Here is a 16,709-nt window from a genome sequence, read left to right on the forward strand (position 1 = left end):
CATGGCGGAGACGGTGGTCCACGTGCTGCGGCACGGCGAGGTGTACAACCCGGACGGCATCCTCTACGGCCGGCTGCCCGGTTTCCGCCTCTCCGAGCTGGGCGTGCAGATGGCCAAGGCGGCGGCCCAGGCGCTCGCCGAGCGGACCGTGGTGCACGTGGTGGCCAGCCCGCTGGAACGCGCCCAGCAGACCGCCGAGCCGATCGCGGCGCAGTTCGGCCTCTCCGTCGGCGTCGACGAGCGGCTGATCGAGAGCGCGAACTGGTTCGAGGGCAAGAAGGTCTCCCCGGGGGACGGCGGGTTCCGCGACCCGCGCAACTGGTGGGTGCTGCGTGATCCGGTCACGCCGTCCTGGGGCGAGGCGTACCAGGTGATCGCCGAGCGGATGTTCGCCGCGCTGCACGCCGCTCGCGTCGCCGCCGAGGGGCGCGAGGCGGTGCTCGTCTCGCACCAGCTCCCGATCTGGACGCTGCGCCGGCACGTCGAACGCAAGCGGCTCTGGCACGACCCGCGCCGCCGGCAGTGCGGCCTGGCCAGTCTCACCTCGTTCCACTTCGACGGTGCCAAGATCGCCGGCATCGGCTACTCCGAGCCGGCCGCCCACCTGATCGCGATCTCGCCGACCGCCCGGACGGCCAAGGGGGCCTGATGCTCGCCCGGAGGCTCGCCGCCGCCCTGCTCGCCGCCGTCACCGCCGGTACGGCGCTGGTCGGCTGCTCCTCCGGCAGCCAGGAGAGCCGGTGCGCGGCGGACGGGCTCACCGTGACCTGCGCCCCGGAGCAGCGGTCCAAGACCCCGAAGGTGAGCGGTGAGCTGCTCATCGGCGGCAGCTACGACGTCGCCCGCGACCGTGGGCAGGTCGTCGTGGTCAACTTCTGGGGTTCCTGGTGCGCGCCCTGCCGGGCCGAGGCGGACGACCTGGAGGCCACCTACCAGGCCACCAAGGGCGCCGGCGTGACGTTCCTCGGCATCAACGTGCAGGACAGCAAGGACAAGGCGATCGCGTTCGAGGAGGGCCGGGTCACCTACCCGAGCATCTTCGACCCGTCCAGCCGGCAGGCGCTCAACTTCGACATCCCGCCGAACAGCACCCCGGCGACGGTGGTGCTGGACCGGGACGGACGCATCGCGGTGGTGATCCGCCGCGCGGTGACGCGGGACGAGCTGCGGCCGATCGTGGAGAAGATCGCCGCCGAACGGCCGGCGCCGAACGGCTCCCGCTGATGGGTGAGACGTTCCGCCAGCTCGCCGCGTCCGGCCCGCTGCTGCTCGCGATCGGCGCGGCGGCCCTGGCCGGCCTGGTCAGCTTCCTCTCCCCGTGCGTGCTCCCCCTGATGCCCGGCTACCTCTCCTACGTCACCGGCCTGGCCGGCGCCGACCTGGAGGGTGCAAGGAGGGGCCCCCGCTTAACGGATTCGGTAGAGGCGGGGGCCCCGCCTAACACCGGCGGCGGTGTGAGCGTGGCGGAGCGGGCGGTGGCGCCGGCCCGGACCGCCGCCGCCGTGAAGGGGCGGGTGCTCGCCGGCACGCTGCTCTTCATCGCCGGCTTCACCGCCGTGTTCGTCGCCACCGCGATCCTCTTCTCCGGCGTCGGCAAGCTCTTCTTCCGGTACGAGCGCACGCTGGAGATCGTCATCGGCGCGCTGGTGGTGGTGCTGGGGCTCGGCTACCTCGGGGTGATCCCCGGCATGCAGCGCGAGTTCCGCATCCGCGCCCTGCCCGCCGCCGGCCTGCTCGGTGCGCCCGTCCTCGGCGCGGTCTTCGCGCTGAGCTGGCTGCCCTGCACCGGGCCGACGCTCGGCGCGGTGCTCGGGCTGGCCGCCACCGAGGGGAGCGCCGACCGGGCCGTAGTGCTCGCCGTGGCGTACTGCCTCGGACTGGGGATACCGTTCGTCGTCTTCGGGCTGGGCTTCCAGCGCCTGCTCGGGGTGTTCCGCGCCGTCCGGCGCAACAGCCGCTGGGTCACCCGCGTCGGCGGGGCCCTGCTGATCGTGATCGGCCTGGCGCTGGTCACCGGCGGCTGGCAGAACGTGGTGATCTGGTTGCAGACGCACGTGGGTGTGGGTGAGGTGAGCATCTGATGACGTCCGTGGACGACCGGCCGGCCACCCCGCCGGCCGAGACGCCCCGGCGGCGGGTCAACCCGGTGCTGGCCCTGCTGCGCAACTCGTGGCGGCAGCTCACCAGCATGCGTACCGCGCTGATCCTGCTCTTCCTGCTCGCGGTCGCCGCCATCCCCGGTTCGGTGCTGCCGCAGCGCGGGGTCAACCCGGAGAAGGTCGACCAGTGGTTCGTCGACCACCCCGACCTGGCGCCCCGGCTGGACCGGATCGGCGCGTTCGCGGTCTTCGGCTCGGTCTGGTTCTCCGCGATCTACCTGCTGTTGTTCGCCTCGCTGATCGGCTGCATCCTGCCGCGTACCCGCGACCACGTCCGGGCGCTGCGGATGCGCCCGCCGGCCGCGCCGAAGCGGCTGGAGCGGCTGCCGCAGCACGCGGTGCTGGAGGCCCCGGCCGCCGCCGATCCGGAGGCGATCGCGGCGGTGCTGCGCCGCCGCCGGTGGCGGGTCACCGTCCGGGGCGACGAGGTCTCCGCCGAGAAGGGCTACCTCAAGGAGACCGGCAACCTGCTGTTCCACACCTCGCTGATCGCCGTCCTGCTCGGGGTCGCAGTCGGTTCCTGGTACGGCTGGCACGGCAACCGCATCCTGGTCGCCGGCGCCGACAACGCGTTCTGCAACACCCGCCAGCAGTACGCCGAGGCGTCGCTCGGCCCGCGGGTGGACAGCGCCGACCTGCCGCCGTTCTGCCTCACGCTGGAGAAGTTCGAGGCCGACTACCTCGACTCCGGGCAGGCGTCCCGGTTCTGGGCCACGGTCAGCGTGGACGAGCCCGGCGGCACGCCCCGCACCGCCGGTTTCTCGGTGAACTCGCCGCTGCGGCTCGGCGCGGCCAACGTCTACCTGCTCGGCAACGGCTACGCGCCGGTGCTGAAGTACACCGACCGGTTCGGCACCAGCCAGACCAGCGACGACCCGTTCCTGCGTACCGGTGACCCGAACGCCACCGAGGAGGGCGTGGCCGTCTTCCCGGACGCGAACGTGGACCCGAAGACCGGCACCCGGGCCCCGGACCAGCAGGTCGCGTTCGACGGGCTCTACCTGCCGACCGCCGGTGACCGCGCGCCGTTCGTCGCGTCGCAGTTCCCGGCCGAGCGGAACCCGGCGCTGAACCTGACCGCCTACCGCGGCAACCTCGGGCTGGACGCCGGCATCCCCGGCTCGGTCTACCAGCTCGACCAGCGGCAGGTCGACAACGGCAAGCTGAAGCAGGTCGGCACGAAGCTGCTGCGGCCGGGCGAGACGTGGACCCTGGACGACGGCAGCACACTGGAGTTCGTCGGCACCCGGCCGTACGTGACGCTCGCGATCCGGCACGCGCCCGGCCAGACGCTGCTGCTGGTGGCCAGCGGCACGCTGCTGCTCGGCCTGATGGGGTCGCTGTTCGCGCGTCGGCGTCGGGTCTGGTTCCGGGTGTCGCCCCCCGACGGTGGATCTCCGACGAGCGGTAGTAGCTTGGTGGAGGCCGGTGGGCTGCCGCGCACCGAGCACCCAGGGTTCGCCGACGAGTTCGCGCAGCTCGTCGCCGCGGTCAGCGGCGGCGGGCCGGACGAGCGGCGGGCGCGAGAAGGAGACGAGTGATGTCCGCACTCTCGGATCAGCTGGTCACGTTCGCGATCCTGGCGTACCTGGTCGCGATGATCAGCCACGCCGTGGAGTTCGCGCTGGGCAACGCGCGGAAGGTGGCCGTGGCCGCCCCGGCCCGCGAGCTGGTCGGCGCCGGCGTCGGCGGCCCGGGTGGCACGCTCGACCAGCCGGTCGCGCCGGTCACGTCGGAGCGCCCCGACCGCTCGGCCGCGCGGGCCGCGCTCGCCGGGCGGATCGCCGCCTGGCTCACCGCGCTCGCCGCCGCGCTGCACCTGGGCGCCGTGGTCACCCGGGGCCTCGCCGCCGAGCGGATGCCCTGGGGCAACATGTACGAGTTCGTGCTGACGGTCACCTGGATCGGTGCGGCCGCGTGGCTCGTGGTGCTCTGGAAGCAGCCGTCGCTGCGCCGGCTCGGGCTGTTCCTGACGCTGGTGATGGTGCTGCTGCTGGCGTTCGCCGAGCTGAAGCTCTACGTCCAGGTGGTGCCGCTGATGCCGGCGCTCCAGTCGTACTGGTTCATCATCCACGTGTCGACGATCATCTTCGCGTCGGGCATCTTCCTGCTGGGCGTGGTGCCGGCCGCCGCGTACCTGATGCGGGCCGGTTGGGAGCAGGGGCGGCGCAGCTTCCCGTACACCCTGGCCCGCCGGCTGCCGGCGGCGGCCGGGCTGGAGCGGCTGACCTTCACGCTGCACGCCTTCGCGTTCCCGATCTTCACGTTCGCGGTGATCGCCGGGGCGATCTGGGCCGAGGCGGCCTGGGGGCGTGCCTGGGGCTGGGACCCGAAGGAGACCTGGGCGTTCATCTCGTGGGTGGTCTACGCGGGTTACCTGCACGCCCGGGCTACGCCGAGCGTGCGGCGCAACGTGGCGACCTGGATCGCCGTGGTGGGCTTCCTGACCATGTTGATGAACCTGTTCGGCGTCAACTTCTTCTTCACCGGCCTGCACTCGTACGCCGGCGTCAACTGACGCCGACCGCCGGGAGTCGGGTGACTCCCGGCGGTCGCGTCGTCGGCTCAGCCGATGACGACCGGGGCGGTGTCGTTCGTCGGGTCGTCGTCGGGCCGTGGGTAGCCGTAGGGCACGGCCACCGAGCCCGGCGCGCCCAGCGGGCCGTCGATCCGCAGGTCGACGTCGACCAGGAAGGTGTCACCGGCCGGGAAGACACCGTCCGGCACCGTGCAGTACCAGGTGATCGGTGCGCCCGGGTTCTCCTCGTCGCCGTTGCCCGAACAGTGCTCCGGCGCGTTCGTCACCACCGTCCCGGCCGGTGGGGTGAACGTGAAGCGGGCGGCGCTGTCGCCGGAGACGGTGCCGTCCGGCACGCCCGGCCCGTCGTTGCGCAGGCCGACCCGGACCCGCACCGTGTCGCCGGGCGCCCCGGCAGCGGTCGCGCCGAGCGCCACCACGTCGAACGCGCCGCGGACGGCGCGGAGATAGTACTGACCGGAGGCGGACTGCTGATCCGGGCCGAGCACGTCGACCGTGCCGCCGACCGGGCGCAGCCGCAGGGCCGCGTCCGCCGGGCGACGCCGCAGCACCACGCCCTCGGGCAGCGGACCGGCGGTGACCTCGGGCGCCACGGTCTGCACGATGCGCTTGTCGCCGATCGCGGCGGGGCCGACAGTGGTCGGGAAACCACCGGGCACCTCGTAGCGCCGGCCCGGCGTCAGCTCGCGGCCGAAGTGGCAGACCACGATGGTGCTGAGCTGGCCTCCCGTGCCGTACCGGCAGTTGCGGAAGGCGGCCGGCGCCAGCCCGACCGGGAAGCGGAACGTGGCCCGCAGGCCGGTCACCGGCTGGTCGCCGGCGCTGACCAGGGCCACCGGCACGGCCAGCCGGTCGCCGGTGCCGGCGCCGTCCACGTACGCGTCGACCAGGTCGACGGCATCCGGCCCGGTGCGCACCGTGACGGCCGCCTGCTGGGCCTCGCCGTCGACGCCGTCGGCCAGCGTCGCCCAGCCGATCGTGCCGGCGGCGCCGTCGACCGCACCGGCCACCGCGCGGAGCACGATCGGCACGGTGCCGGTGACACCGCCGAACTCGTCGGTGGTGGCGTCGGCGGGCATCGGGCAGGTCGCCACCGCGCCCGCCCGGTCGCACCCGGCCGGGAACGTGGCGGTGGCGACGCCGGCGAGGCCGCTCACGTCGATGCGGACGCGCGGGTGCACCGCGTCGGCGTCGCTGTAGAGCGAGAAGGCGGCGGTGCGGGCGGGTGCGGCCGGGCCGCCGAGGGTGGTGTCGCCGAGCCAGCCGCCGACCCAGCCGGCACCGGGGTCGGCGGTGGCCGGCGCCGGCAGCGCCGCGACCACCCCGAGCGTGGCCAGCGCCGCCGCGCCGGCCGAAATGCGCAGACGTCTCATCGAACTCCTTGCGGACGGGGACGCCGACCCGAGCGGCCGGCGTCCGCGATCCTATGAGGAGGGTGTGACGGTGGGGTCAGTGGCAGGTGCCGCTGCCGGAGTCGGTGAAGGTCGCGCCGGCCACCGGTAGGAACTGCCACGTGTAGGCGTTCGGGGAGAGCGTCAACTTGAGCACCCCGAACGTGGTTCCGTTCTTGACCTGGCTGTTGGCGGCGGGCTCGGGGAACGTCTTCATCAGCGGACGACCCCCGGTGCCGACCACGAACTCCCGGATGCCCCGGGTCGGGTCGGCCACGCCGGACGGGTTCTGCGGGGCGAACCGCTCGTACTGGTGGTTGTGGCCGTTGATGACGATCTCGGCACCCGCGTCGTAGAGCGCCTGGAAGAGCGGACGCACGTTCGACGACGTCCGGCCGCCGGAACTGAACAGCGGGTGGTGGTACTGGGCCAGCGTGCATTGGTTCGGGTGCGCGGCCAGGTCGGCGCGCAGCCATTTTTCCTGGGGCGAGCCGGCCTGGCAGCCGCCGACGTGGGAGCAGTTGCTGTTCAGCACCACGACGTGCCAGCCGGCCTTGTCGAACGAGTAGTAGCCCTTGCCGGGCGGCAGGACCGGGCCGAAGTAGTCGAACGTGGGGATGGCGCCGGCCGTGAGGTAGTCGTGGTTGCCGAGGATCGGCTTCGTGCGGCTCTTGAACTGGCCCCACGTCGGGCCGTAGCAGGTGGCGAGCTGCTGGGCCGTTCCGCTGTCGGTCAGGTCGCCGCCGGCCATCACGGTGCCGGGCTCGCGGGCGATGATCTGCGCGGTCTGGTTGGCGCCGGTGGTGCTGCACGCGGAGATGTCACCGCCGTTGAGCAGCACGTTGTCCCCGGTCTGCGGCGGCCCGGTGGTGACGATCAGCATCGGCGCGTACGTGCCGGACTCCCGGCTGTCGTAGAACGCGCCGTCCGGGTTGGTGGAGGTCAACGAGAACGCGACCACGCCGTTGCCGGTGACCGCGCTGGTGACGTCCAGCTCGTACCAGGTGTTGCTCCGTACGGTGGCGAGCGAGGCGAGCGGGGCGCCGACGGACGCCGGCCGGTTGGCGTAGGTCAGCGTGCTCTCCGACCAGGACGTGCCGACCTGCTGCGCGGTGCCGCCGTTCGGGCTGGGGGCGTTGGCGGTGTTCTGTACGTGCAGCCGGAGTCGGGCGGTGGAGACCGGGTCGGTCAGCCGGGTGACGGTGAACTGGAGGTAGGAGATCCGGACCGGGGCGGCGCCGACCACGAGCGAGTTGGTGCTGTTGAAGTTGGCGTTCGGGCTGGACGAGCTGACGTAGCTGTCCTGAGTGGCGGCGAACGGGACCGTGGTGGTGGCGGCCGACGCCGGGGGCGCGCCGACGAGCAGCGCGGCGGTGAGGGCCAACGCGGCCAGCCCGGCGGGGAGCGCGCGTCCAGTCATGGGGACCTCCTGGTTCGATGGCCCCCGGCCGTGTCGTCCGGGCAGGTCGGCCGAGACGCAGCCTATGTGCGCAGCGTCACCTGATCGTCACCATGCGTTCGGGGCGGGTGACGGTCGAGCCCGGTCAGCACGCCGGTCACGCGCAGGGTGATCTGGTAGGCCACCTCGGGCAGGTCGGCCAGGTCGAGGCGGTCGGCCCGGAGCGCGAACTGGGCGTGCAGCTCGCGGGCCACCGCGTCGCGGATCTCGGTCTGGAGCGGGCTGAGCCCGTCGGGATCACCCACCACGTACGCGTCGTCCATCCGTCCAGCATGACGGAGGGTGGCCCTTGCCCTGACATCGATGAATGTCTATGGTTATGAGAAAGCGCTTTCTAACACAGAGTACACACGCTTGAAAGGGGAAACCGGATGAGACGCAAAGTCGCCACGCGGTGGCTGACCGGCGGCGCAGCTGTGGTCGCAAGTGCCGTCGTCGCGCTGGCCTTGCAGGTGCCCAACGCCTCGGCCGCGACGAACCTGAGCCTCGGGGCCGGCGCCGACGGCTCCAGCAAGGCCAGTGGCACCAGCTACGGCAACGTCATCGACGGCAACGCCGGCACCTACTGGTCGCCGAGCGGCTCGACCGGCACGGTCTCGGTCAAGTGGGGCAGCGCCACCACGGTGTCCTCGGCCGTCATCGTGCAGGCCTCGGGCGGGGGCTCGATCAGCGGCTGGCAGCTCAAGAACTTCGACACGGGCGCCGTCCTGGCCAGCGGCGGCAGCGCCCCGAGCACCATCACCTTCTCCTCGACGTCGCTGAAGAAGATCTCCTTCGTCATCACCAGTGCGTCCGGCACCCCGCGGATCGCCGAGTTCGAGACGTACTCCAGCGGCGGGTCGACGCCGACCAGCGGCCCGACCAGTGGCCCCACCAGCGGTCCGACGTCCGGCCCGACCGGCAACCCGGGCACGCCGACCGGTGCGTGGCCGTCGTCGGCCGGCTCGGTGAACATCTCGAGCACGGTCAACGTCTCCGGCACCTTCGACGGCGGGATGAAGACCTACTGCTGCATGGGTGACGGTGGGCAGGGCGAGTCGCAGGACCCGATGTTCAAGATCGCCAACGGTGGCACGCTGCAGAACGTCATCCTCGGTTCGCCCGCCGGTGACGGCGTGCACTGCGAGGGCACCTGCACGATCCGCAACGTGTGGTGGAACGACATCGGTGAGGACGCCGCCACCTTCAAGCAGACCAACGGCGGTACGTCCTACGTCATCGGTGGCGGCGCGCGCAGCGGCAGCGACAAGACCTTCCAGCACAACGGCAACGGCACGGTCAACATCTCCGGCTTCTACCTCAAGGGTTCCGGCAAGCTGTACCGCGCCTGCGGCAACTGCTCCACCTCGTACACCCGCAACGTGCGCATCGACAACGTCCTCGTCGACGACATCGACATGCTCGCCGGCATCAACAGCAACTGGAACGACACCGCGACGATCACCCGCGTGGTCGTGATCGGCTCGGCCACCATCTGCGGCAAGTACAAGGGTGTGGCCAAGGGCAGCGAGCCCAGCTATCTCGGTGAGGGCTGGAACGACGCCAACTGCCGGGTCAACCGAAGTGACGTCATCTTCCGGTAGTGGTGTTCAGGAAGGGGCACCCGACGCCGGTCGGGTGCCCCTTCGTGTCCATCACCCGCCGAACCAGCCCGGGACGTCGAGGCGGAACACGTCGGCGGGGACCATCCGGCGCAGGTCGTCCTCGATGGCGGCGACCCGGTCGGCGCCGAGCGTGGCTGCCCACCGGTCGCGCAGCTCGTCGAAGACGACCGCCGAGCGGTGTAGCCCGTCGTGGCCCCGGGCGGTCATCCGGACCAGTTTCCGGCGCGCGTCGGCGCTGTCGTCCACGCGTTCCAGGTAACCGAGCGCGACCAGCCGGTCCACCGTCTTGCCGGCGGCCTGCTTGGAGACGCCGAGGCGTTGCCCGAGGTCGGAGGCGGTGGTGCCGGCCGGTCCGACGGCCTGAAGGACGAAGCCGTGCGCCGGGCGCAACTCGGGGTGCCCGTGCCGGGCCAGCTCGGCGTGCAGGTCGTCGACGAGCGTCCGGAAGCCGGCGAGCAGGAGCAGCGGCAGCGCGAAGCCGGGGCGGTCAGGCGTTGCCATGTTCGACAACCTGGTTTACGGTTTGGTCAACCACGTTGACTATCTTACGAGAGGGGACCGCGGATGTCCCGCTTCACCGCGTACGAACCCGACACCGCACCGGCCGCCGCCCGCCCGGTCATGGCCGGCGTCCACCGCAAGCTGGGCCACCTGCCCGCCGCCGTCGGCCTGATGGCCGGCTCACCCGAACTGCTCAAGGGCTTCCTCGCCGCCAACGCGGCCTTCGAGGCCACCGACCTCGACCCGGTCGCCCGGGAGGTGGTCGTGCTGACGGTCGCCACCCGCAACGAGTGCCACCTCTGCGTGGCCATGCACACCGCGACGCTCACCCGCGACGGCGCCGCGCCCGAACTGATCGACGCGCTGCGGGCCGGCGGGACGCTGCCCGAACCCCGGCTGGAGGCGCTGCGCCGGTTCACCGTCGCCGTGCTCGACCACCGGGGCGCGGTCCCCGACGCCGAGCTGGACGCGCTCCTGGCCGCCGGCTGGCAGCCCCGGCACGCGCTGGACGTGGTGCTCGGCGTCGGGACGTACACCATCTCGACGTTCGCGAACCGGCTCACCGCCGCGCCGCTCGACAAACCCCTGAGCGCGTACGCCTGGGAGCCGGCGGCCTGAAGTGCTGCGCCAAACTACAGATAATTTTTAGTTTAGCGTCAAGACGCGAACAGAAACTAAAAATTATCTGTAGTTTGCTACCCTGACGTGTGTCCGGAGATCGGCAGCAGCATCGGCGCAGGCTGCTTAGCCTCGCCGCCCGTCAGCATGGCTACTTCACGGCTGCCCAAGCGGTGGAGGCGGGCTACTCCCACCAGGCTCAGAAATATCACGTCGACTGTGGCAACTGGGTGCGCGTCGATCGGGGAATTTTTCAGATTCCGGACTGGCCGGCGCATCAGTTCACCCCCCTGGTCCGTTGGGTGCTGTGGAGCGGCGGGAGAGGCGTCGTGAGCCATGCCAGTGCGCTGTCCCTGCACGACCTCGGGGACGTCGACCCGGCAGTGGTGCACCTGTCGGTGCCGCCGCGGTTCCGACGGTCGGCGGCAGGCGTCGTGCTGCACCGAGATCTCCCTCCCGCCGAGCACATCGAGGACCGGGAGGGATTTCGCGTGACCACACCAAGCCGAGCCCTGGCGGAGTGCGCGCAGGGGCGGATCGAGCAGCAGTGGCTCAACGACGCCGTCACTGATGCGCTCGGCCGAGGTCTGACCACACCACGCCGGCTGCGCGCCGCCGCCACGGAACTCGGCCCGACGGCAGAGCTGGGTGTCGAGGTGGCCCTGCATGCGGCCGGCCGATGAGCACGAGATATGCCACTGCTTCCGCCCTTCGTGCCGCTCTCGACGACCGGATAATCCAGCGTGCTCGCGTATCGGGTAGGGACCCGAACTGGCTTCGCCGACGCCTTGCCTTCACTCGTCTCCTGGTCCGACTCGTCAACGACCACGCCGACATCTGGGTGCTGAAGGGTGGCATGGCCGTCGAGCTGCGGCGACCCGGACTGGCACGATCAACGCGCGACATCGATCTGGTCCTCCGCCCGGGTCTGGTCGACGATCCGGCCGACGGGTCGGAACTCCACGAGGTACTCACCGAGGCCCTGCTCATCGACCCCGACGGCGACGGTTTCGGCTACTCCGCCACCGCGCCGACTCGCTCACGGGACGACGCGTACGGCCGTCCAGCCTGGAGGTTCCCGGTCGACTGCCGCCTTGCGGGGCAGCTCTTCGCCAAGATCAAGCTTGATGTGGTGGCGCGCGCCGAAGAACTCGGCGGCGTGGAGTTGCGTGACCTGCCGGACGATCTGGCCTTCGCGGGCATCCCTACGCGTTCGATCTGGGTCGCTGACCTGCGGCAGCAGTACGCCGAGAAGCTGCATGCCCTGACGCGGCAATATGAGACCGGGGAATCCACCCGAGTAAGAGACCTGATCGACCTGGTCCTGCTGGTGGAGGATGGAGTGCCGGCGGATACGGAACTGGTCAGGCGGGTCCACCACGTCTTCTCCATCCGGCGCTCCCACGCTGTTCCGGACGGCTTGCCGGATCCGCCGCCGTCGTGGGCCGTGCGTTACGAGGTCCTCGCTGCGGAGATCGGGCTTGCGGTCACGTCCGCGGTCGAGGCTCACAAGACGGTTCTCCAGTACTGGCAGCAAGCTTGTATCGCTCAGAAGGGCTGAACGCTGCGCCCGGCGCTGACAAGAGGGCCCGCCTAACCTCGGGGGCGGCGGGGGGCGGCCCAGCCAAGGAAGCGTTCGTGCAGCGCGGCGGGCTTCGGTGCATCCTGCGGGGCGAGCCGGTGCAGGTCCTCCACGGCGGTGTAGAGCAGCCCGGCGAGGTGGATGCAGAGGGCGACGCGGCCGTCCACCCCGTACTCGGCCAGGAGCGTGAGTCGGGCGGTGCCGCACGGCCACGGGCCACCGCAGGCCCGGCAGAGCCACAGTGGCCGGTGCGGGTCATGGCGTCGCGTCATCGCACGGTCCTCCCCTCGTCGCCGGTCGTGGAAGAGGGGCCGTCCGCCGCCGACGTACCGGACGGCCCCTCCGCGGTTTCGTCCGTCCTTTCGGGTCGGATCCGAACGATTCCGCTAGCCCCAGTTTCGGGACGGCGGGACTACTGCCGGAAGGCGTATGGTCACCCAGTGTGTCGGGCCGGACGGTCGGTGAGGTCGGTGAGACACGCGGATCGCGGCCGTGAGGGAGGCGTGCGGATGGACGAGCGCTTACAGGTGTTGATCGAGGAGCTGCGGCACATGCGCGCGGCCCGGCGGATGACCCAGGAGGATCTGGCGAAGGCGATCAGCTATTCGCCGTCGACAGTGGCGATGGTCGAGACCGGGGCGCGCAAGCCGCCGCCGGACTTCTGGGAGCGGGCCGACGTGGCGCTCGACACCGGTGGCGCGTTCGGCCGGATGCTGACCCGATTCGGGTCGCCGCAGTGGATGCGGGCGTGGGAGGCCAACGAGCGGCAGGCCACCGTGCTCCGGTCGTATGAGAACACGGTGGTGCCGGGGCTGTTGCAGACCTCGGCGTACGCTCGCGCGTTGTTCCGCAGCGTCGGCCTGTTCCAGGAGGCGGAGGTGGAGCAGCGGGTGGAGGCCCGGCTCGCGCGGCAGGCGGTGCTGACCGCCGAGAAGCCGCCGCAGCTCGTCGCGGTGCTGGACGAGCACGTGCTGCGCCGGCCGGTCGGCGGCCCGCTGGTGATGCGGGAGCAGGTGCTGCGGCTGATGAAGCTGGTCGATGAACGGCCCCGGGTCCGGCTCCAGGTGGTGCCCGCCTCGGTCGGCGCATATTCCGGTGTCTCCGGGGCCTTCGTGCTTGCTACGCTCCCCACCGGGGAGGACGTCGTCTATCTCGACGATCAGCTCAAGGGCCAGGTGATCGACCACACCGAGGACGTGCTGGCGGTCCGGTCGTCCTGGGAGTCGATCGAGGGGGAGGCGCTGCCGCCCCGGCAGTCGATGGAGTTGCTAGCGGAGGTGGCGGAGACATGGCGGACCTGACCGGCGCCCGGTGGCGCACCAGCACCCGGAGCAGCACCAACGGCGGCAACTGCGTCGAGGTGGCCGACAACCTGCCGCGCGTGGTCGCCGTCCGCGACAGCAAGGACCGCGCCGGTGCGGTGCTGACGTTCCGCCCGGCCGCCTGGCGCGCGTTCGTCGAGTCGGCCCGCCGGGGCTGACCCGCCCGCTCGTCAGCCCTTGAGGAACGGCAGCAGCAGGGCGGTGAGCTTCGCCGGCTGCTCCTCGAACAACCAGTGGCCGCAGTCCGCGACCACCTCGCCGGTGACCGAGTCGGCATACCGGCGCACCTGCTCGGCCACCTGGGCGCCGAGGCTGGCCTGCGCGCCGACGGCCAGCACCGGCATCGGCAGCTTCGTGCCCCGGTACGCCGTGTTGTCCGCGACGTCCTGCCCGAACGCTCGGAAGTAGGCGAAGCTGGCCCGCAGGTGTGCCTCGTCGCGCAGGTGACCGGCGTACTCCTCGATGGCGTCCGGGCCGAGACTGCCCTTTTGGATCATGATGGAGTCGGTGAACCGGTCGACCCAGAGCGCCTCCCGGCCGGCGACGAGCTGCTCGGGCAGGCCGTTGGGCACGGTGAAGAAACCGAAGTTCCACACCGCCGGGCCGGCCGCGGTGAGCGCGGGCATGGCGTAGATGCTCTCGTCGGGGATCGGCGCCTCGGTCAGCACCAACCGGGCGACGGCGTCGGGATGGGCGGCGGCATAGGCGTACGCGACCATCGTGCCCAGGTCGTGGCCGACCAGCCGGATGTCGCCCGCCAGGTCGAGCGCGGTGAGCAGCCCGTGCAGGTCGGCGGCGACGGTCTTCTTGTCGTAGCCGCCGGGCGGGGCGTCGCTGGCACCGAAGCCGCGCAGGTCGGGGGCGATCACCTCGAAGGAGCGCGCCAGCTCCGGCAGCACGTGCCGCCACATCCGCCAGCACTGCGGATAGCCGTGCAGCAGCACGAGGGCCGGCCCCTGCCCGCCCCGGACGTAATTGATCTCCACGTCGCCGACCTGGACCCGCAGCTCGCTGAATCCCGCCGGCACCCGCTCGTCGCCCATGCCGCCGATTACCCGCCCGACGGGGCGTTAAAAGGGGCCCCCGCCTCTACCGAATGCGTTAAGAAGGGGCCCTTCCTTGCACCTCAGGGGGGTGGGGGAGGATGGAGGGCATGGGGCGTGGCTTTCCGTACGACGATCTCAAGGACTTTCTCGCGGCGCTGGAACGCGCGGGCGAACTACGGCGGGTGAGCGTCCCGGTCGACCCCACGCTGGAGATCAGCGAGGTGGTCACCCGGACCGTCCGGGCCGGCGGGCCGGCGCTGCTGTTCGAGCGGCCCACCCGCGGCGAGATGCCGGTGGCGGTCAACCTGTTCGGCACCGAGAAGCGTATGGCCATGGCGCTCGGCGTCGAGTCGCTCGACGAGATCGGCGCGCGGATCGGCGAGCTGCTCAAGCCGGAGCTGCCGCAGGGCTTCACCGGCATGATGGGTGGGCTCGGCAAGGTCATGCAGCTCAAGTCCATGCCGCCGAAGAAGGTCCGGACCGCCCCCTGCCAGCAGGTGGTCTACCGGGGCGACGACGTCGACCTCAACCGGCTGCCCGGGTTGCAGGTGTGGCCGGGCGACGGCGGCATCTTCCACAACTTCGGCCTGACCCACACCAAGCACCCGGAGACCGGCAAGCGCAACCTCGGGTTGTACCGGCTCCAGCAGCACGGCCGGAACACGCTCGGCATGCACTGGCAGATCCACAAGAACTCCACCGCGCACCACGCGGTCGCCGAGCGGCTCGGCCAGCGCCTGCCGGTGGCGGTCGCCATCGGCGCCGACCCAGCGGTCGCGTACGCGGCCAGCGCGCCGCTCCCCGCCGACATCGACGAATACCTGTTCGCCGGCTTCCTGCGCGGCGAGCGGGTCGAGATGGTCGACTGCCTGACCGTCCCGTTGCAGGTGCCGGCGCACGCGCAGGTCGTGCTGGAGGGCTACCTCGAACCGGGCGAGCGGCTGCCCGAGGGGCCGTTCGGCGACCACACCGGCTTCTACACGCCGGTCGAGCCGTTCCCGGTGCTGCACATCGAGGCCATGACCATGCAGCGCGACCCGGTCTACCACTCGATCGTCACGTCCCAGCCGCCGCAGGAGGACCACGGTCTCGGCAAGGCCACCGAGCGGATCTTCGCGCCGCTGCTGCGGTTCCTGATCCCGGACATCGTCGACTACGACCTGCCCGCCGCCGGCGTGTTCCACAACTGCGCGATCGTGTCGATCCGCAAGCGCTACCCGAAGCACGCGCAGAAGGTGATGAACGCGATCTGGGGCGCGCACATGATGTCGCTGACCAAGCTGATCGTGATCGTCGACGAGGACTGCGACGTGCACGACTACCAGGAGGTCGCGTTCCGCGCCTTCGGCAACGTCGACTACGCCCGCGACCTGCTCCTCACCGAGGGCCCGGTGGACCACCTCGACCACGCCTCGTACCAGCAGTTCTGGGGCGGCAAGGCCGGCGTGGACGCCACCCGCAAGCTGCCCACCGAGGGCTACACCCGAGGCTGGCCGGAGGAGATGCGGATGTCCCCCGAGGTGACCTCCCTGGTCGACAAGCGCTGGCAGGAGTACGGAATCCGATGACCGCGGTGGCGGAGCGGCCCGGCCGGGTCACGTCCTTCCTGAAGCTCGTCGCGATCGAGCACTCGGTGTTCGCGTTGCCGTTCGCGTACCTGTCGGCGCTGACCGCGATGCGGGTCGACGGCGGGCGGGTCCGCTGGCTCGACCTGCTGCTGATCACCGTGGCGATGGTCGGCGCGCGGACGTTCGCGATGGCCGCCAACCGGATCCTGGACCGGCGGATCGACGCGCGGAACCCGCGTACCGCGAACCGGGAACTGGTCACCGGAGCGGTGAGCGTGCGGACGGCCTGGACCGGCGCGGCCGTCGCGCTGGTGGTCTTCCTGGCCGCCGCCGCGCTGCTCAACCCGCTCTGCCTGATGCTCGCGCCGCTCGCCGTGGTGCCGCTGGTGGTCTACCCGTACGGCAAGCGCTTCACCAACTGGCCGCACGCCATCCTCGCGATCGCCCAGGCGGTCGGCCCGGTCGGCGCGTGGCTGGCGGTCACCGGCACGCTCGACGGCTCCGGCCCGGCCTGGCTGCTCGGCGCCGCGGTCGGCCTCTGGATCGGCGGCTTCGACCTGATCTACGCGTGCCAGGACTCGGAGATCGACCGGGAGATCGGCGTGCACAGCGTCCCCGCCCGGTACGGCCGGCGCTTCGCGCTGCACGCCTCCACTGTCGCGCACGTGGTGACGTTCGCGTTGTTCATCTGGTTCGGCGCGCTGGTCGGCTTCGGCTGGCTGTGGTGGATCGGGCTGGCGCTCACCGCTGTCGCCTTCGCCTACCAGCACCTGGTGGTCAGCCCCACCGACCTGAGCAAGGTCAACCGGGCGTTCTTCACCGCCAACGGGTTCGTCGGCATCGCGTTGTTCGTGCTCGCGCTGCTCGACCTGGTGGTCCGGCTCGGCCTGCGGCCCTGACTCGGCCCTGACCCGGCCCGG

Annotated in this window: 19 protein-coding genes; 13 read left to right on the forward strand and 6 right to left on the reverse strand. The window is 71.4% G+C overall.

What is annotated here, in order from left to right; translation table 11 throughout:
- Position 1 precedes the first annotated feature (1 nt).
- The 5 genes from ACH495_RS02420 to ccsB are packed head-to-tail and all read left to right on the forward strand — an operon-like array spanning position 2 to position 4,677.
- Positions 2 to 649: a histidine phosphatase family protein gene (locus tag ACH495_RS02420; protein ID WP_396855966.1), complete on the forward strand. Its 648-nt coding sequence runs from the start codon at positions 2 to 4 to the stop codon at positions 647 to 649.
- On the forward strand, positions 649 to 1,224 hold the full coding sequence (locus ACH495_RS02425; RefSeq protein ID WP_396855967.1) for a TlpA family protein disulfide reductase: 576 nt from the start codon (positions 649 to 651) through the stop codon (positions 1,222 to 1,224). The genes ACH495_RS02420 and ACH495_RS02425 overlap by 1 nt, the downstream gene beginning before the upstream one ends.
- The gene (locus tag ACH495_RS02430) at positions 1,224 to 2,081 is read left to right on the forward strand and encodes a cytochrome c biogenesis CcdA family protein (protein ID WP_396855968.1); all 858 of its coding nucleotides are present in this window, start codon (positions 1,224 to 1,226) and stop codon (positions 2,079 to 2,081) included. The genes ACH495_RS02425 and ACH495_RS02430 overlap by 1 nt, the downstream gene beginning before the upstream one ends.
- The gene (locus ACH495_RS02435; protein ID WP_396855969.1) at positions 2,081 to 3,700 is read left to right on the forward strand and encodes a cytochrome c biogenesis protein ResB; all 1,620 of its coding nucleotides are present in this window, start codon (positions 2,081 to 2,083) and stop codon (positions 3,698 to 3,700) included. Before ACH495_RS02430 ends, ACH495_RS02435 begins: the two co-directional genes overlap by 1 nt.
- Positions 3,700 to 4,677: a c-type cytochrome biogenesis protein CcsB gene (ccsB, locus tag ACH495_RS02440; protein ID WP_396855970.1), complete on the forward strand. Its 978-nt coding sequence runs from the start codon at positions 3,700 to 3,702 to the stop codon at positions 4,675 to 4,677. The genes ACH495_RS02435 and ccsB overlap by 1 nt, the downstream gene beginning before the upstream one ends.
- Positions 4,678 to 4,724: 47 nt before the next feature.
- On the opposite strand, the gene ACH495_RS02445 is transcribed toward ccsB, so the two are convergent.
- From ACH495_RS02445 to ACH495_RS02455, 3 genes are all read right to left on the reverse strand, one after another.
- Positions 4,725 to 6,071 (reverse strand): hypothetical protein, encoded by a 1,347-nt coding sequence (locus ACH495_RS02445; protein ID WP_396855971.1) that lies wholly within the window; start codon positions 6,069 to 6,071, stop codon positions 4,725 to 4,727.
- A gap of 76 nt (positions 6,072 to 6,147) precedes the next feature.
- Entirely contained in the window at positions 6,148 to 7,509 is a 1,362-nt protein-coding gene (locus ACH495_RS02450; protein WP_396855972.1) for a DNRLRE domain-containing protein, read from the reverse strand.
- Positions 7,510 to 7,571: 62 nt separating this feature from the next.
- Positions 7,572 to 7,811 carry a hypothetical protein gene (locus tag ACH495_RS02455; protein WP_396855973.1) on the reverse strand — a complete coding sequence of 80 codons (240 nt, stop codon included), beginning with the start codon at positions 7,809 to 7,811 and terminating at the stop codon, positions 7,572 to 7,574.
- A gap of 108 nt (positions 7,812 to 7,919) precedes the next feature.
- Here ACH495_RS02455 and ACH495_RS02460 point away from each other — a divergent pair, with 108 nt between their 5' ends.
- Complete coding sequence (locus tag ACH495_RS02460) at positions 7,920 to 9,131, forward strand: pectate lyase (protein WP_396855974.1); 1,212 nt, start codon at positions 7,920 to 7,922, stop codon at positions 9,129 to 9,131.
- Between the two features lie 51 nt (positions 9,132 to 9,182).
- Here the strand turns inward: ACH495_RS02460 and ACH495_RS02465 are convergent, their stop codons facing one another.
- On the reverse strand, positions 9,183 to 9,653 hold the full coding sequence (locus ACH495_RS02465) for a MarR family winged helix-turn-helix transcriptional regulator (protein WP_396855975.1): 471 nt from the start codon (positions 9,651 to 9,653) through the stop codon (positions 9,183 to 9,185).
- 63 nt (positions 9,654 to 9,716) lie between these two features.
- On the opposite strand from ACH495_RS02465, the gene ACH495_RS02470 reads away from it, so the two are divergent.
- From ACH495_RS02470 to ACH495_RS02480, 3 genes are all read left to right on the forward strand, one after another.
- Entirely contained in the window at positions 9,717 to 10,271 is a 555-nt protein-coding gene (locus tag ACH495_RS02470; protein WP_396855976.1) for a carboxymuconolactone decarboxylase family protein, read from the forward strand.
- A gap of 89 nt (positions 10,272 to 10,360) precedes the next feature.
- Positions 10,361 to 10,954, forward strand: coding sequence for a type IV toxin-antitoxin system AbiEi family antitoxin domain-containing protein (locus tag ACH495_RS02475; RefSeq protein ID WP_396855977.1), 594 nt, complete (start codon positions 10,361 to 10,363; stop codon positions 10,952 to 10,954).
- Positions 10,951 to 11,832, forward strand: coding sequence for a nucleotidyl transferase AbiEii/AbiGii toxin family protein (locus ACH495_RS02480; protein WP_396855978.1), 882 nt, complete (start codon positions 10,951 to 10,953; stop codon positions 11,830 to 11,832). The genes ACH495_RS02475 and ACH495_RS02480 overlap by 4 nt, the downstream gene beginning before the upstream one ends.
- Positions 11,833 to 11,864: 32 nt before the next feature.
- On the opposite strand, the gene ACH495_RS02485 is transcribed toward ACH495_RS02480, so the two are convergent.
- Positions 11,865 to 12,125, reverse strand: a complete 261-nt coding sequence (locus ACH495_RS02485; protein WP_396855979.1) for a hypothetical protein — start codon at positions 12,123 to 12,125, stop codon at positions 11,865 to 11,867.
- 237 nt (positions 12,126 to 12,362) lie between these two features.
- On the opposite strand from ACH495_RS02485, the gene ACH495_RS02490 reads away from it, so the two are divergent.
- Both ACH495_RS02490 and ACH495_RS02495 read left to right on the forward strand, forming a co-directional pair.
- Entirely contained in the window at positions 12,363 to 13,154 is a 792-nt protein-coding gene (locus ACH495_RS02490; protein ID WP_396855980.1) for a helix-turn-helix transcriptional regulator, read from the forward strand.
- A complete protein-coding gene (locus tag ACH495_RS02495; protein ID WP_281943667.1) occupies positions 13,142 to 13,333 on the forward strand; it encodes a DUF397 domain-containing protein in 192 nt (63 codons plus the stop codon). The genes ACH495_RS02490 and ACH495_RS02495 overlap by 13 nt, the downstream gene beginning before the upstream one ends.
- A gap of 12 nt (positions 13,334 to 13,345) precedes the next feature.
- Here ACH495_RS02495 and ACH495_RS02500 read toward each other — a convergent pair whose 3' ends face one another.
- Positions 13,346 to 14,218 carry an alpha/beta fold hydrolase gene (locus tag ACH495_RS02500; RefSeq protein ID WP_396855981.1) on the reverse strand — a complete coding sequence of 291 codons (873 nt, stop codon included), beginning with the start codon at positions 14,216 to 14,218 and terminating at the stop codon, positions 13,346 to 13,348.
- Positions 14,219 to 14,328: 110 nt separating this feature from the next.
- Between ACH495_RS02500 and ACH495_RS02505 the strand changes: the two genes are divergently transcribed.
- Together ACH495_RS02505 and mqnP are read left to right on the forward strand one after the other, a co-directional pair.
- Positions 14,329 to 15,789, forward strand: a complete 1,461-nt coding sequence (locus ACH495_RS02505; protein WP_396855982.1) for a menaquinone biosynthesis decarboxylase — start codon at positions 14,329 to 14,331, stop codon at positions 15,787 to 15,789.
- Complete coding sequence (mqnP, locus tag ACH495_RS02510) at positions 15,786 to 16,688, forward strand: menaquinone biosynthesis prenyltransferase MqnP (RefSeq protein ID WP_396855983.1); 903 nt, start codon at positions 15,786 to 15,788, stop codon at positions 16,686 to 16,688. The genes ACH495_RS02505 and mqnP overlap by 4 nt, the downstream gene beginning before the upstream one ends.
- Positions 16,689 to 16,709: the final 21 nt, after the last annotated feature.

Source organism: Micromonospora sp. NPDC018662, assembly GCF_044391475.1.
Taxonomy (GTDB): Bacteria; Actinomycetota; Actinomycetes; order Mycobacteriales; family Micromonosporaceae; genus Micromonospora.

What these genes read in the sequence shown, in the direction of transcription:
- ACH495_RS02430 (WP_396855968.1), top strand. Translation starts at nt 1,224, where the DNA reads ATGGGTGAGACGTTCCGCCAGCTCGCCGCGTCCGGCCCGCTGCTGCTC.
- ACH495_RS02465 (WP_396855975.1), bottom strand. Translation starts at nt 9,653, where the DNA reads ATGGCAACGCCTGACCGCCCCGGCTTCGCGCTGCCGCTGCTCCTGCTC.
- ACH495_RS02435 (WP_396855969.1), top strand. Translation starts at nt 2,081, where the DNA reads ATGACGTCCGTGGACGACCGGCCGGCCACCCCGCCGGCCGAGACGCCC.
- ACH495_RS02490 (WP_396855980.1), top strand. Translation starts at nt 12,363, where the DNA reads ATGGACGAGCGCTTACAGGTGTTGATCGAGGAGCTGCGGCACATGCGC.
- ACH495_RS02495 (WP_281943667.1), top strand. Translation starts at nt 13,142, where the DNA reads ATGGCGGACCTGACCGGCGCCCGGTGGCGCACCAGCACCCGGAGCAGC.
- ACH495_RS02420 (WP_396855966.1), top strand. Translation starts at nt 2, where the DNA reads ATGGCGGAGACGGTGGTCCACGTGCTGCGGCACGGCGAGGTGTACAAC.
- ACH495_RS02505 (WP_396855982.1), top strand. Translation starts at nt 14,329, where the DNA reads ATGGGGCGTGGCTTTCCGTACGACGATCTCAAGGACTTTCTCGCGGCG.
- ACH495_RS02455 (WP_396855973.1), bottom strand. Translation starts at nt 7,811, where the DNA reads ATGGACGACGCGTACGTGGTGGGTGATCCCGACGGGCTCAGCCCGCTC.
- ACH495_RS02460 (WP_396855974.1), top strand. Translation starts at nt 7,920, where the DNA reads ATGAGACGCAAAGTCGCCACGCGGTGGCTGACCGGCGGCGCAGCTGTG.
- ACH495_RS02470 (WP_396855976.1), top strand. Translation starts at nt 9,717, where the DNA reads ATGTCCCGCTTCACCGCGTACGAACCCGACACCGCACCGGCCGCCGCC.
- ACH495_RS02425 (WP_396855967.1), top strand. Translation starts at nt 649, where the DNA reads ATGCTCGCCCGGAGGCTCGCCGCCGCCCTGCTCGCCGCCGTCACCGCC.
- ACH495_RS02480 (WP_396855978.1), top strand. Translation starts at nt 10,951, where the DNA reads ATGAGCACGAGATATGCCACTGCTTCCGCCCTTCGTGCCGCTCTCGAC.
- ccsB (WP_396855970.1), top strand. Translation starts at nt 3,700, where the DNA reads ATGTCCGCACTCTCGGATCAGCTGGTCACGTTCGCGATCCTGGCGTAC.
- ACH495_RS02500 (WP_396855981.1), bottom strand. Translation starts at nt 14,218, where the DNA reads ATGGGCGACGAGCGGGTGCCGGCGGGATTCAGCGAGCTGCGGGTCCAG.
- ACH495_RS02450 (WP_396855972.1), bottom strand. Translation starts at nt 7,509, where the DNA reads ATGACTGGACGCGCGCTCCCCGCCGGGCTGGCCGCGTTGGCCCTCACC.
- ACH495_RS02445 (WP_396855971.1), bottom strand. Translation starts at nt 6,071, where the DNA reads ATGAGACGTCTGCGCATTTCGGCCGGCGCGGCGGCGCTGGCCACGCTC.
- ACH495_RS02485 (WP_396855979.1), bottom strand. Translation starts at nt 12,125, where the DNA reads ATGACGCGACGCCATGACCCGCACCGGCCACTGTGGCTCTGCCGGGCC.
- mqnP (WP_396855983.1), top strand. Translation starts at nt 15,786, where the DNA reads ATGACCGCGGTGGCGGAGCGGCCCGGCCGGGTCACGTCCTTCCTGAAG.